This is a genomic window from Marinobacter sp. C7, assembly GCF_022343555.1.
Lineage (GTDB): Bacteria > Pseudomonadota > Gammaproteobacteria > Pseudomonadales > Oleiphilaceae > Marinobacter.
This window is the reverse complement of sequence record NZ_JAKQZH010000001.1, coordinates 1,364,628-1,377,496: the sequence shown is the minus strand read 5'-3', so window position 1 is coordinate 1,377,496 and position 12,869 is coordinate 1,364,628. Positions and strand designations below refer to the sequence as shown.

The following is a 12,869-nucleotide window of genomic DNA, read 5'->3' as shown; positions in this document are numbered from 1 at the left end:
TAATCACTTCTTGCCTCTTCAGCGAGTGCGTATCCTGACCCCGTCCTCCAATTGGCGGTCCGGGTGCCTCACCACAAGATCCCCCGGTGACAGGCCGTCCAGAATCTCGGTCTGCAACCCGTTGCTCTGCCCGGTCTCCACTTCTTGACGATGCACGATATCGTCGAGAGCAACAAACACATAGGCCTGCCCCCGGGAACTGAAGATAGCGGACGACGGTGTCGAGAGCACGTCTTCGGCAGACCAGAGGACGAACGTAGCATCCACCCGGTAACCGTCTCCGAGGGATTGCCACTGTTCAATCGGGCTGACGATATCCGCCACGACCTGCACCCTCTGCTCTTCCACCCCCAACGCTGAGATATCCTCAAAGCCAACCGGCTCGACACGTCGCACCACACCTTCAAGCTCCGGACCACCCCAACCGTCAAAGCGAACCGCCATTTCCGGCTGAAGTTTTACCGCATCGAAACTGAGCACCTCGATCACCACCTCCAGGGCCCGGGGATCGCCGACTTCAACAATCGGATTCCCCCCCTGGATGACACCTTCGCTCTTCCGGGCAACCGATAGAACCGCGCCATTGACCGGGGAACTCACCACCACACGCTCCTTCGGGTGCTGGCCGTCGGTGCGCGCGGCGGACACTTCTAGACGCGTGCGCGCTGCAGCGAGCTCATGGGCCATAACCTCCTCATCGAAGCGGGCAGAACGCAGGATTGCCCTCGCCCGATCGGCTGCTGCCCGGGCCTGTTCCAGTTGCTCGGCAGACACAAAACGGTTTTCATTCCGATCGCCAAGGGACTTCAGTCTTTCGAATTCCTGTTGTGCGAATCTGGCCTCCGCCTCGGCCGCACTCACCTTCTGCCGGGCCGAATTCAGCGCCGATCTCGCCGATTCCACTTTGGCTTCGGCCTCGGCGCGGCTCCTTGCATCCAGGATTGCGGATGGCATCGGATCCACCTCCGTCAGAACCTGTCCGGCGTTGACATTGTCACCAACCTCCAGCATGACACGGTGCAGGTAACCGGAAACCGGTGCCGAGATCAGGTAACGGTCCTTGACCCGGGTTTTGCCCTCCTCGGTGATCACAACTTCCAGCGGACCTCGGCTCACCGTCGCCAGATCCACCCAGACCGGATCAGGGCGCAAGGTGATGGTTACTGCACCTACCGCCAGCACGGCACAGAATGACCAGAACAGCACTTTCCCGTATGAACGCTTCAACTTCACCTTTCCCTACCCCTGCCTTGATAACTGTAGCTATGTTCCATGCTTTGCTATTCCCGCGTCTTGAGAACGGCAACCAGATCGAGGTGTCGCAGGCGCCACCAAGCAATGGCTCCGGAGGCCACGGCTGAGAGCACCACCACGGACGCGGACATGCCCAGCGTGCGACCGGTGATCAACAATGGCACCCGGTAGAGTTCGGTCTGCAACGCAGTAACAATGGCGGTCGAGAGGCCATAACCGGCCAGCCATCCGAGCGGTATGCCAAGGATCAACATGATGGCTACCTCACCAAGAAGAATATGAGCCACTTCATTCCGGGTAGATCCGAGCACCCTCAAACTGGCCAGTTCCCGGCCCTTCTCAGCCAGGGAAATGCGGACCATGTTGTACACCACACCGAAAGCAATAATGCCTCCGAGCAGGCTATTGAAAAAGGTAAAGGTGAGGAAGGTCTTCGCAAGGGTCTCATAAAAACTGTCCAGCATGGACTGTCGGATGCCGATTCCCAGAATCCCCGGCGTTTCCCGGAGTTCCCGGTAAACCGTTCCGGTGTTCCCGGGGTCGAGGTTAAGCAGTGCCTGGTTAACCACAGGGCCTTCTCCCAGCGCCCGATTAAGCGCCGACAAACGCATGTAGGCACCGACGCCCAGGAACTCGCTGGTGACGCCTGCCACCGGGAGCTCAACGACCCGTCGATCACCCTCCAGGATTTCAACAGAAAGGGTCTGGCCGGGTTGTACACCCAGTCGTTTCGCCAGAAAGTCTGTCAGCAAGAGCCCGCCCTCCGGCAGGTCAACTGGCCGCATTTCCTGGTCGATTACGAACTGAAGGTTGGCGTCGGCAGGCATCCCGTTAATGGCGCCACGCCATTCCCGGTGCTCCCGGATCAGCCTGGCGGACACCACCCGACGGCCTTCCAGGTAACGGATCCCGGTCTGCCGTTCGAGCCCGTAAAGCACAGACGCGCTCAAGGGATCGGTGAAAGTGGCAACCACGTCTTGTTGCTGCACGCGGGCAAACTGGGAATGCACCATGAGATTCACGGAATCGAACTGGAAGTTACCCACGAGCACAATGGCGCTGGCCATGGCAATGCCCGCAACCGATAGCAGCGACTTGGCCGGTCGTCGCAATAACTGGCGGGTGATCATGCGTGATGGCTGACTGAATCCGGCCGGTGCGAACAGGCGTTCTGCCAGGCTGACCTTGTAGCGGGCCGGTCCCTCCGGGCGCATGGCTTCGGCCGGTGGCAGGGATGCCGCCTTCCGGATGGCCTGGAGCCCTCCCAACCATGCGGTTCCAACCGTCAGAACCGCCAGCAGGGCAAGCCACCAGGGGCTGAGATGGAACAGCAATGCCGGAAAACGGTAATACTCCATGTACATACCGGCCATTCCCTGCCCGGCCCAGAGTCCCAGCGCCAGACCCAACAGCAGACCAAAAACGGCAATGGTCAGGACCAGCTGACTGTAATGCCAGCCGATCTGACCATTGCTGTATCCGAAGGCCTTGAGAATCGCAATGATGTCGCGCTGGGTACCGATCAGACGGTTTATCACTACATTGAGCAGAAACATGGCGACGGTCATGAAAATCACCGGGAAAACCGTCGCCATGGTCTTCAGCTGATCAAGATCATCACTGAGAAAGCGGTGGGAATACTGATCGTCCCTTCCGAATGCGCCTGTGGCCCCATAGCGGCCCAGTAGCCGATCCAGCTCATCGATAACACCGGCCTCCGGCACATTGTCACGGACCCGGACCACGAGACTGTTGAAAGCACCTTTCATGTCCATCGCAGCGGCCAGTGCATCCACGTTCATCCAGAGCACGCCGTAGCGCTCGTAATCGGGCAACATCCCGCCCGGCGGTATCACATAGATGAATTCGGGGGATTCCAGTACGCCCGTCAAAACCAGAACCTGGCGGCGGCCATTGATGATCGCGGGGAAACGGTCACCGGTCTTCAGGCCGTGCGCTTCGGCAAAACTGCCAATGACAGCAACCTCGCTTGCGCGCCCGGGCTGTGGCAAACGCCCCTTCCGCAGAAAAACCCGGTTAACCTCAGGCTGCCCCCCTGACGGCAGTGAGATCAGGCGTGCCGACACCGGCTCCGTAAACCCCGGCATCTCGAGCTTCGCCGCTCCTTCAACTCGTGCGGTGTAACGAGTGATACCCGGAATCTGTTCCACCTGCTGGAGAACATGGAGGGGCGCGCGTTTAAGCAGCGCAAAGACGTGGGCGAACTGATGCTGTTCGTAATAGCTTTCACGGGTGAGCGTCAGGGACGAATAGTTTACCAGTGCCATCACGCAGACACCGACGCCACCGGCGATGACAAGTGCGATGGCCAGGACCTGCCCCCGCATTTGCCACAGTTCCCTGCGAATCTTGGTGTTGAGAGCCGGGGTGGTCAGGGGCATGGGGTCACCAGGTCAGCGTCTTGGGGTCCTGCCGCTCGGCATTGCGCGACTCGCCACTGATTCTGCCATCCGACATGGTGATGACCCGGTCGCCCATGCCGGCAATGGAAGCGTTGTGGGTGATGATGACCGTGGTCGTTCCGGTCTCCCGGTTGGCCTTATTCAACGCCTGTAATACCAGTACTCCCGTGGCCGAATCCAGCGCCCCGGTCGGTTCGTCGCAAAGCAGGACGTCGGGGCGTTTGGCGACGGCCCGGGCAATGGCCACCCGCTGCTGCTCACCCCCCGAAAGCTGGGCGGGAAAGTGGTCCATGCGAGGCTCCAGCCCGACCAGGGCCAGCGCCTCTTCCGGAGTCATCGGGTCGGATGCAATTTCGGTTACGGCCGCTACATTCTCCCGGGCAGTCAGGCTGGGAATCAGGTTGTAGAACTGAAAGACGAAGCCGACATGTTCCCGGCGATAACGGGTAAGCTCAGCATCACTCGCCTGGCTCAGATCGTGATCCAGGTAATGCACCTCGCCCGCGGTTGGCACGTCAAGGCCGCCGAGGATGTTCAGCAGGGTCGATTTTCCGGAGCCGGAGGCACCCAGCATAACCACCAGCTCACCGGCATACAGGTCCAGATCAACCCCTCTCAGAGCATGCACCTGCACTTCGCCCTGATCGTAGACCTTGGTAACACCACGGGTCTGGAATACCGCCTCGCTGCCCACGGAATCAAGGTACCGCGCTTTTACTGAGTCAGTCACCGGCACAGTCGACGCAGAGCGTGGTGTAGGGCAACACCTGCAACCTGCGAGGGTCTATTTCCTCCCCACAGGATTCGCACTCTTCACCAACACCGTCGTTGATTCGTTCAAGGGCATGCTCAATCTGAACGAGTTCGGCGCGCGCTTCACTCTCCAGGGAATCAACCACTTCATCGTTCTGCGTTTGCGTCGCCTGCTCCTCAAAATCCTTGTCCAGGGCACCGTCTTCGCGTTTCTGGTGGGCATGATAACGAGTCAGCCGGGCCTGAAGATCGGCTTTCAAGGCTTCCAGTTCGGATTTACGGTCAGTCATGGCGGATTACGGCTCCTCTGAGCTGTCTGGGAAAATTAACGCCTACACTAAAGCATAAGCTGAACCCTGGATTGATGCCTGTCAAAAATCGCACCTGAGCCAGGGTAATGAACAGAAGGCCTGCCATCGCTCTACCCGACACAATGTGGCAACATGCCGCATTTCTGGGACGGCGGAGTAATTCGGATGATCTACACCACCATTGCGGCCCTTGGCGCCGCGCTGATCCTCTTTGTGTGGCTTGGCCTGAGGGCCCGGTTGGCGGAAGGCAATCTTGACGATTATGTAACCGCGCGGAACTCGCAGGGAGCGCGGGCCCTCGGTCTTTCGTTCCTTGCTTCGGGGATGGGGGGCTGGATACTCTTCGCGCCTCCGGAAATCGGTGCACTTGTCGGGCCCCTGGCCCTGGCGGGTTATGCTCTGGGCGCCGCCCTGCCCTTTATCGTATTCGCCTTCTGCGGCCCGGCAATCCGACGCAGATTGCCACGGGGTCGCAGCATCGGCGAGTTTGCCGAGTCCTGCTATGGCACCGGCGTGCGACGTTATGTCTCCGCCATTTCCGTGCTCTACATGCTGTGTTTCGTGACCGCTGAACTGACCGCCATTGGCGCCATCACCTCCCTGCTTTCCGGTGTGAACGGCGACCTGGTGATCCTCGGTGTGGCCGTGACCACCCTGCTCTACACCGCCTGGGGAGGTCTCAGGGCAAGCATCGTTACCGACCAGTGGCAGTCCTTTTTGTTGATTGGTTTGCTTGCCATCGTCGGCTTCGTGGCCATCGATCGGGTTCCGGATGTTTCTGCCGCGGCGTTACCGGACGTGCCGGCCAGCAGCGCCCTGGGCGTCGCGCTGACGCTCATTATTGCGGTAACCGCAGCCAACCTGTTCCATCAGGGCTACTGGCAAAGACTCTGGTCAGCCCGCGACACCGATGCCCTGAGCCGCGGTGCCCTCATTGGCGGCGTCATCACCATTGCGGTGGTTGCCGTGGTCGGAGGCCTGGGTATTGTCGCCGCCGTGAGCGGAATTGAACTGGGCCAGCCTCCGATTCCCTTCTTTGCATTGCTGGCCGATGCACCCACCTGGCTGGGGCTGGCTGCCCTGATCCTGGCGATCACCCTCGTCGCATCGTCTGTCGACACATTGCAGAACGGCCTCGCGTCACTCGCCGTTTCTGAGAAGACCGGGCTGTCGCTGACCAGCGCCCGCTGGATTACGGTGATCCTGATGATACCGGTGGTACTGGTTGCCCTGCAGGGTATCTCCGTTCTCCGCCTGTTTCTGATTGCCGACCTTCTTTGCGCAACAGCGGTGATTCCGGTCCTTCTCGGACTGTGGGGCCGGATGACCACCCCGGCGGCGGTGACCGGAGGCCTGGCGGGACTGGCGGGCGCCATCCTGCCAGGCTGGGTGGCGAGCGGCACCCTCACTTCAGGTCTTCTGGCGGCCAGCTTTCCCGACAGCATACCAACCCTGCCGCCGTTTCTCGGTGCCCTGGCGACGTCCGGACTGATCAGCGTTGTGATCGCGCTGCTCCAGAGCCGCCAACGTGCACCCGAAGCCTGAGGCTTGCCCGGCAATCGGTTCGGATCCGGATCTATAGACAGGTCCGGGTCTGAGCTGAGGCAGCGCCTCATCTCCCGACCTCCACCTTGCTGCGCCCCGGCTCTTCGGGAAGCCCTGCGTCGATTTCTGAGGATTTTCGGGGGCCGGCAGTCACGTTCCGGCCCCCTTTTTTTCCCTGTTCAGTCACCCCGATCGGCAATGTAATCGGTAATGGCAGCGTAGAACTCCATTTCGTCGAAGCTGTCCGGCCCGACACCGATCACATCCAGGTGATCCTGGTTGATGACATAGCTTGAGGACGTCATCTGGGTGCTGTTCGGATGGTTGATGTCACTCACGTAACCCAACCCGGTCTGAACCCAGGCGTAATCAAGACAGCCCCAGCACTCGTAATACTCCATGCGATAGCCCTGTTGCTGGCTGTTGATGCCAACAAGGCCGTCGTCATCCCGGTCCCCGGCATAACCATCGCCCTGCCCGGCTGCGCCGTCACCGTTACAGTCGTCGTAGCAGTAGCCGTCACCATCGATGTTGTAGATGAATTCGGACAACAGCCACAGCGCAGGGTTCACACTGCTGCCTTTCTGCGCCGTCATCATCGACACCGAATTGGCGACGTAGTTGGTGCTCGAAGGATACTTCTGGTTGAAAGCCTTCATCCCGGTGGTTACGCCGTCGTTGGGGTCGTAATCGTCATACACCAGCTGCTTGGCACCGGCGATGGCATCGTTCCCGCTGCCATAGACAACGTTGCCATAGTAGTTGGCGAGGGTTTCGGTGATCTGGTTGATGTAGTGGTCCAGGATGTATTTGGCCGCCGGTGAACCCCGATGTGGCGATGAGACACTGACGTGGGTCTGGACGACACGGTAACCCTTGCGTTCCCGCAGCAGCCGGGCCGCCTTGCGTGAATCGATCCCACCCTGGGAGTGGGAGATAATGTTCACACGGCTGGCCCCCGACGTGGCCATATAGCTTTCGATGTTGTTCGCCAGCTGATAGCCACGGACCTCCGAACTCTGGAACGGAGTCACCGAGGAGACAAAGCTGCGCTGGTTATCGTTGATATCGCCGTTGCAGCTGGATTCCAGGAATTTGTCACAGGGATCGAGCACAAACGTGCCGTAATCATCGCCCCAGTAATCGTATCCCAGAATATCGTCGAATCCGGCCATGCCATGGGCAAAAACCACCGGATATTGCGTGCGGTTGGCATCCCTTGCCAGGGTCGCGGGTGCGATCACCATCCCGGTGACCAGGAGCATCACTGCGCCCACCCTTGTCAGGGCACTTTCGTTCTTCATGGTGTTAGCCTCTTGTTTTTTTTGTGCGCTTGACCACGGTACTGCTACCTGTTCCACCTGGACACAGGCAACCGGGTGCCTAAAAAACAGGCACCCCATTTCTAGCCCATATCCACCCGACCCGTTGTGAGAAAGATCACATCTGCAACAATTAGCTGATACCTTCTCATTTTTTGCATTGGCTCACACTGCCGACAACCGGAGCCTGCTACGTTTGGGGCCGGTTCATAACAACAATCAAAGGTGACCGGTGTGAAAGGAAAGAAAATCTCGGTGCTGGTTATCGGTTCTGCGCTGATCGGGGCCCTGGTTTATCAATGGGCCGGAAGCGACCCAACCGCAGCCACGCAGCCCGGCATGGACTCAATACAGGAAACGGCGACTGCGGAAACTCCACCGATTCCACCCAAGCCCGCGGCTTCAGCTTCACAGGAAGCGCCTTCGCGAAATGATGATCTGGAAGCCTTCCGGGAGCGGTTGATGGCCCGCTTCGCAGGCCAGCTTGATCACCCGAGCGGCCAGATACGGTTGCTCGAGGAGCTAATGCGTTACCTGAACCAGTTCGACCCCGAACATTGGCGCGAAAGCCTGTCGGCGCTGCTGATGAGCTGGTTTCCCGAGCGTAGTGAAGAACTGTTGAACCGGGCTGAAGCCATGATCGCCTACCAGGATTTCATGGAACGGGAGCAGTACACGCTGCGCTCCATGGGGCCGGAGGAGCGTAGAGACTTTATCTGGGCCAAACGCCGGGAACTGTTTGGTGAGGCCGCCGACGAAATCTGGCAATCCGAGCTGCGCAACCATGCCCTGAGCCAGTCGCTCAAAGAACTCGATCAACAGTCGGGGGCCACCCTCGCCAAGGCCGAGGCGTACACCCGTGCAATCGAGGATGCCTATGGCGAAGAGGCCGCCCGCGTCATGGAGCGACGGCGCCAGGAGCTGACTGATCGGTTTCTTTCCCTTGCCTCGGTGCAGGAATCACTGCACGAGCAGGCACCGGAACAACGTTATGAAACATTGCGCGGAATCCGCCAGCAACTCGGAATGGAAGAACAGGCTCTGGACCGTTGGGATCAGCTTGACCGAACCCGGGACGACCGCTGGGCCAAAGGCGAGACTTACGAAACCAGGCGCCAGGCCATCGTCGAAAAATACCAGCCCGGACCTGAGCGGGAAGAGGCGCTGGACAACCTGAGCCGGGACATTTTTGGCAATGAAATGGCAGCGATTATCCGGGATGAGGAGAAAGCGGGCTACTACCGGTACCGGGAGAGCCGTGTGTACGGACAGAATTAGCAGAGAAATTCCCCCAAGGCGTGATTTGGGGGAATAGTCGGGCGCAGGAAACTCCCTCTCAATCCGGCGATGTCTCTGGCATCTTTGAGCATTTACGCAAGCTTGGGCAATTTGGTAATCGCCACCCTGCAGGGCTGCAATTCGACCCTCCCGCGCCCGCTCCGGTTCGCCCTGCTTGAGGCTGCTCGGGGGCAAAGGACGCCCTGATTCCGCCCCGGGCACTCCGATTGACATATATCAACTGCCTACAAACTGTTACCTAAATTTCCACCTTCGTCCCATTGTTGGTCTTATCATCACCGTTGACACTTACGTGCGCGTAATTACAACAATCAGAAACTACATTCCACCGAACCGGTGGTATTGCTTGGAGGCCAACTTCCATGACTTTGAGAAAAGTCCTGTTTTCCGCCTGCCTGCTCATGCTGGCAAGCTCCACTATCTATGCTGAAACCCTGAAGATAGCTCTCAACTACCCGCAGACCGGGCGCTACAAGGACCAGGGCCTGCAACAACGGCTCGGCGCCTTTCTGGCCGTGGATGAAATCAACAAGGCCGGCGGCGTAATGGGACAACCGCTGGAACTGGTCATCCGTAACACGCGGGGCGAGCCCAAGCAGGGTGCGCAGAATACCGCCGAGCTGATTGACCGGGAAGGCGCAAAGATGGTGTTCGGCGGGGTATCCAGTGCCGTGGCCATCGCCTCCGGCAAGGCGGCCCGGGACCGGGACACCATCTACTTCGGCACCCTCACCTACTCAAATGCCACGACCGGCGCTGAAGGCCACGAGTACATGTTCCGTGAGCCCTACAACGCCTGGATGACCGCCAAGGCCCTGAGCCAGTACCTCGGCCGCAACCATGCTAATGAAGAGTATTTCTACATTACCGCCGACTACACCTGGGGCTGGTCCGTCGAGGAATCCGTGCGCAAGTTCTCCGGTACCGAAGACACCAATGCCCATCAGGGTGTGAAGACACCGTTCCCGCGGGCGCTGATTTCCGATTTCCGCGGTGCCCTGGAACAGGCGATGGCCAGCGATGCCAAGGTCCTGATGCTGGTGCTGTTCGGCGATGACATGGTTCGGGCTCTGAACGTCGCCTACGAAATGGGAGTCCTGGACAAGATGCAGGTGGTGGTTCCCAACCTGACCCTGGGCATGGCCCGGCAGGTCGGGCCGACCATCATGTCGGGCATCGTTGGCGCATCCCCCTGGGTCTGGAACCTTCCGTACGAGAAGAACTATGCCCGTGGCAAGGAGTTTGTGGAGGCCTTCTCCGAGCGCTACGAGATGCGCCCGTCAACCTCGGCAGCTTCCGCCTACAGCATCATCTACCAGTACAAGGACGCCGTGGAGCGGGCGGGCACCACCGACAGTAAAGCAGTCATCCGCGCGCTGGAAGGACACCATTACAGCCTGCTCAAGGACGAACAGTACTGGCGCGAGTTTGACCACCAGAATATCCAGACCGTACACGTAGTGAAGGTCAAGGACCGGAACACTATCGTTGCGGACGAATACAGCTCGGATTACTTTGACATCATCGACTCCATGCCCGGCGACGAGGCCGCCCAGACCCGTGAGGAATGGGAAGAGCGCCGGCGTGAGGCGGGCAAGTCCACCCGACTCTGAAACCGGTCCGGTCCTTCCAGGGAGGACCTCATCGGGCGGGGCATCAGACCCGCCCGACACCTCCTCCCTCTCCACTCCCTCCGCAATCGTCCGCCAAGTCGTTAAAAAGCTGCAGAAAGCCTCCCGAAACACTAAACTCGGAGCATATTCCCTTGAGTCGATAAGCAGGAGGCACCCGAGTAATGACAAGGAAGCAGGATGACTATGATGTTGTGATCGTTGGCGGTGGCGTCAACGGTACCGGCATCGCCATGGATGCCGCCGGGCGTGGGCTGAACGTCCTGCTTTGCGAGATGAACGACCTCGCCTCTGCTACATCATCCTCCAGCAGCAAACTTATACACGGCGGGCTGCGCTATCTCGAACACTATGAGTTCCGGCTGGTGCGAGAGGCCCTGGCAGAGCGAGAAGCGCTGCTGCGCAATTCGCCCCATATCATGTGGCCCATGCGCTTTCGCCTGCCGCACCGGCCACATCTGCGACCGGCCTGGATGATCCGGACCGGGCTATTCCTGTATGACCACCTGGCCAAGCGTGAGCTGCTGCCAGGCTCCCGAGCCATCAGTTTCGATGAGAGCGACCCGCTCAAGCCGGAGATCACCCGCGGTTTCGAGTATTCCGACGGCTGGGTGGACGACGCCCGCCTGGTGGTCCTCACCGCCCGAAAGGCGCAACAGTGTGGGGCAACCATTCTGACCCGGACCAAGTGCATCAGGGCCGATCGGGGCGTCGACCACTGGGGGGTTACCCTGAAGAACACGATCGACGGCAATCAACGGACGGTTACCGCCAGAGTGCTCGTCAATGCCACGGGCCCCTGGGTCAGCCGGCTGTTCGGGGAATCCCTCTCCATGCAGGCACCGAAAATGATCCGGATGGTCAAAGGCAGTCACATCGTGGTGCCCAGGCTCAACAAGGGAACGGAGGCTTACATTCTCCAGAACGAAGACGAACGCATCGTGTTCGTGATCCCATACGAGGACAGGTTCTCGCTGGTCGGCACGACGGATGTGGACTACGAGGGAGATCCCCGGGAAGCAACCATCTCTCCTGAGGAAACGCACTATCTCCTTAAAATCGTCAATGACCACTTCAGGCGGCAGTTGTCGCCCCGGGATGTCGTCTGGTCATACTCGGGGGTACGGCCACTGATGGACGACGAGGAAGGTGACGCCCAGAAGGCTTCACGGGACTACTCGTTCGAAGTGAACCGGGAAGACAACAAAGCCCCTCTGATCTCGGTATTTGGCGGCAAGATCACGACCTACCGCAAACTGGCCGAGGCAGCCACGGAGAAGCTGTGCCAATTCTTTCCGGACGCCGGCCCACCATGGACCCGGACTGCGGTTCTGCCCGGAGGAGAGTTCGACGACCATGAATCCCTGAGCCTGAAACTCCAGTCTGACTTCCCCTGGTTGGCGCCGGATATCATAAGCCGCTACGTGCGGACCTATGGTACGTGCACATACGACTTCCTCAGCGATTGCCGGTCCCCGGAGGACCTCGGGATTCGGTTTGCCGGGAACCTGTATCGGGTCGAAGTGGATTATCTGGTGCAACACGAGTGGGCCATGACCGCGGAGGATGTTCTCTGGCGCAGGACGAAACAGGGGTTGTTTGCATCGGAGGAGGATATTCAGGCACTGGAGCAGTACCTGAGTAAACCGACGGTGAAGCACAAAGTTCCGAGAGCCACCGACCAGCCGGCGCCCGCCGGTCACTGACTGTCCGGGTGGCCAAGCACCAGGGCGATACGCGCCCGCAAGGCGGGCACGACGTCCTGTTCGAACCAGGGATTATTCCTTAGCCAAAGGTTATTGCGGGGGCTCGGGTGCGGCATCGGTATCGTGTCCGGCCAGTACTCTCGCCAGGCCCGAACATTCCCGGTCACGGACTTGTGCTGACCTCCGAGGTGCCATGCATGTGCGTACTGGCCAATCAGCAGAGTCAGTCGGATACGCGGCAGCCTGGCCAGCAGGGTTTTTCGCCAGGCCGCGGCACATTCCGGTCTGGGCGGAAGATCACCGGACTTGCCCGTTCCCGGATAGCAGAAGCCCATGGGCAGAATGGCCAGCTTTTGCTCATCGTAGAAGGTATCCCGGGTTACCCCCATCCAGTGCCGAAGCCGGTCACCACTCGGGTCGTTGAATGGCAGACCGGTCTCATGCACCCGGCGTCCGGGTGCCTGGCCCACCACCAGGATTCTCGCCGATTCACTGAGCTGAACCACCGGCCGGGGCGCGTGGGGCAGCACATCCGCGCAGATCGTACAGGCCCTCACCTGCCGCACCAGCTCATCAAACGGTAATCTGTCCAGATCGTCCGCCATAAAAGTCGCCTGTTATCCGG

At 59.7% G+C, this 12,869-nt stretch carries 10 protein-coding genes; 4 read left to right on the top strand and 6 right to left on the bottom strand.

The genetic code is table 11. The features are described 5' to 3' along the window. Window positions 1-18 precede the first annotated feature (18 nt). From MD273_RS06295 to MD273_RS06280, 4 genes are read right to left on the bottom strand one after another with little or no spacing between them, the layout of a single operon-like run. The gene (locus MD273_RS06295) at window positions 19-1,233 is read right to left on the bottom strand and encodes an efflux RND transporter periplasmic adaptor subunit (RefSeq protein ID WP_239036897.1); all 1,215 of its coding nucleotides are present in this window, start codon (window positions 1,231-1,233) and stop codon (window positions 19-21) included. 47 nt (window positions 1,234-1,280) lie between these two features. Next, window positions 1,281-3,656 (bottom strand): ABC transporter permease, encoded by a 2,376-nt coding sequence (locus MD273_RS06290; protein WP_239036896.1) that lies wholly within the window; start codon window positions 3,654-3,656, stop codon window positions 1,281-1,283. A gap of 4 nt (window positions 3,657-3,660) precedes the next feature. After that, complete coding sequence (locus tag MD273_RS06285) at window positions 3,661-4,407, bottom strand: ABC transporter ATP-binding protein (RefSeq protein ID WP_239036895.1); 747 nt, start codon at window positions 4,405-4,407, stop codon at window positions 3,661-3,663. Further along, window positions 4,400-4,720 carry a TraR/DksA family transcriptional regulator gene (locus tag MD273_RS06280; RefSeq protein ID WP_239036894.1) on the bottom strand — a complete coding sequence of 107 codons (321 nt, stop codon included), beginning with the start codon at window positions 4,718-4,720 and terminating at the stop codon, window positions 4,400-4,402. The genes MD273_RS06285 and MD273_RS06280 overlap by 8 nt, the downstream gene beginning before the upstream one ends. Before the next feature lie 186 nt (window positions 4,721-4,906). Here MD273_RS06280 and MD273_RS06275 point away from each other — a divergent pair, with 186 nt between their 5' ends. After that, on the top strand, window positions 4,907-6,286 hold the full coding sequence (locus tag MD273_RS06275; RefSeq protein ID WP_239036893.1) for an SLC5/6 family protein: 1,380 nt from the start codon (window positions 4,907-4,909) through the stop codon (window positions 6,284-6,286). Window positions 6,287-6,465: 179 nt separating this feature from the next. On the opposite strand, the gene MD273_RS06270 is transcribed toward MD273_RS06275, so the two are convergent. Beyond that, complete coding sequence (locus tag MD273_RS06270) at window positions 6,466-7,590, bottom strand: esterase/lipase family protein (protein ID WP_239036892.1); 1,125 nt, start codon at window positions 7,588-7,590, stop codon at window positions 6,466-6,468. 252 nt (window positions 7,591-7,842) lie between these two features. On the opposite strand from MD273_RS06270, the gene MD273_RS06265 reads away from it, so the two are divergent. From MD273_RS06265 to glpD, 3 genes are all read left to right on the top strand, one after another. After that, the gene (locus tag MD273_RS06265; RefSeq protein ID WP_239036891.1) at window positions 7,843-8,886 is read left to right on the top strand and encodes a hypothetical protein; all 1,044 of its coding nucleotides are present in this window, start codon (window positions 7,843-7,845) and stop codon (window positions 8,884-8,886) included. A gap of 383 nt (window positions 8,887-9,269) precedes the next feature. Further along, window positions 9,270-10,520 (top strand): ABC transporter substrate-binding protein, encoded by a 1,251-nt coding sequence (locus MD273_RS06260; RefSeq protein WP_239036890.1) that lies wholly within the window; start codon window positions 9,270-9,272, stop codon window positions 10,518-10,520. A 182-nt stretch (window positions 10,521-10,702) separates the two neighbouring features. Further along, the gene (glpD, locus tag MD273_RS06255) at window positions 10,703-12,244 is read left to right on the top strand and encodes a glycerol-3-phosphate dehydrogenase (RefSeq protein WP_239036889.1); all 1,542 of its coding nucleotides are present in this window, start codon (window positions 10,703-10,705) and stop codon (window positions 12,242-12,244) included. Here the strand turns inward: glpD and MD273_RS06250 are convergent. Next, on the bottom strand, window positions 12,238-12,849 hold the full coding sequence (locus MD273_RS06250) for a uracil-DNA glycosylase family protein (protein ID WP_239036888.1): 612 nt from the start codon (window positions 12,847-12,849) through the stop codon (window positions 12,238-12,240). The two genes, glpD and MD273_RS06250, sit on opposite strands and share 7 nt — an antisense overlap. Between the last annotated feature and the right edge of the window lie 20 nt (window positions 12,850-12,869).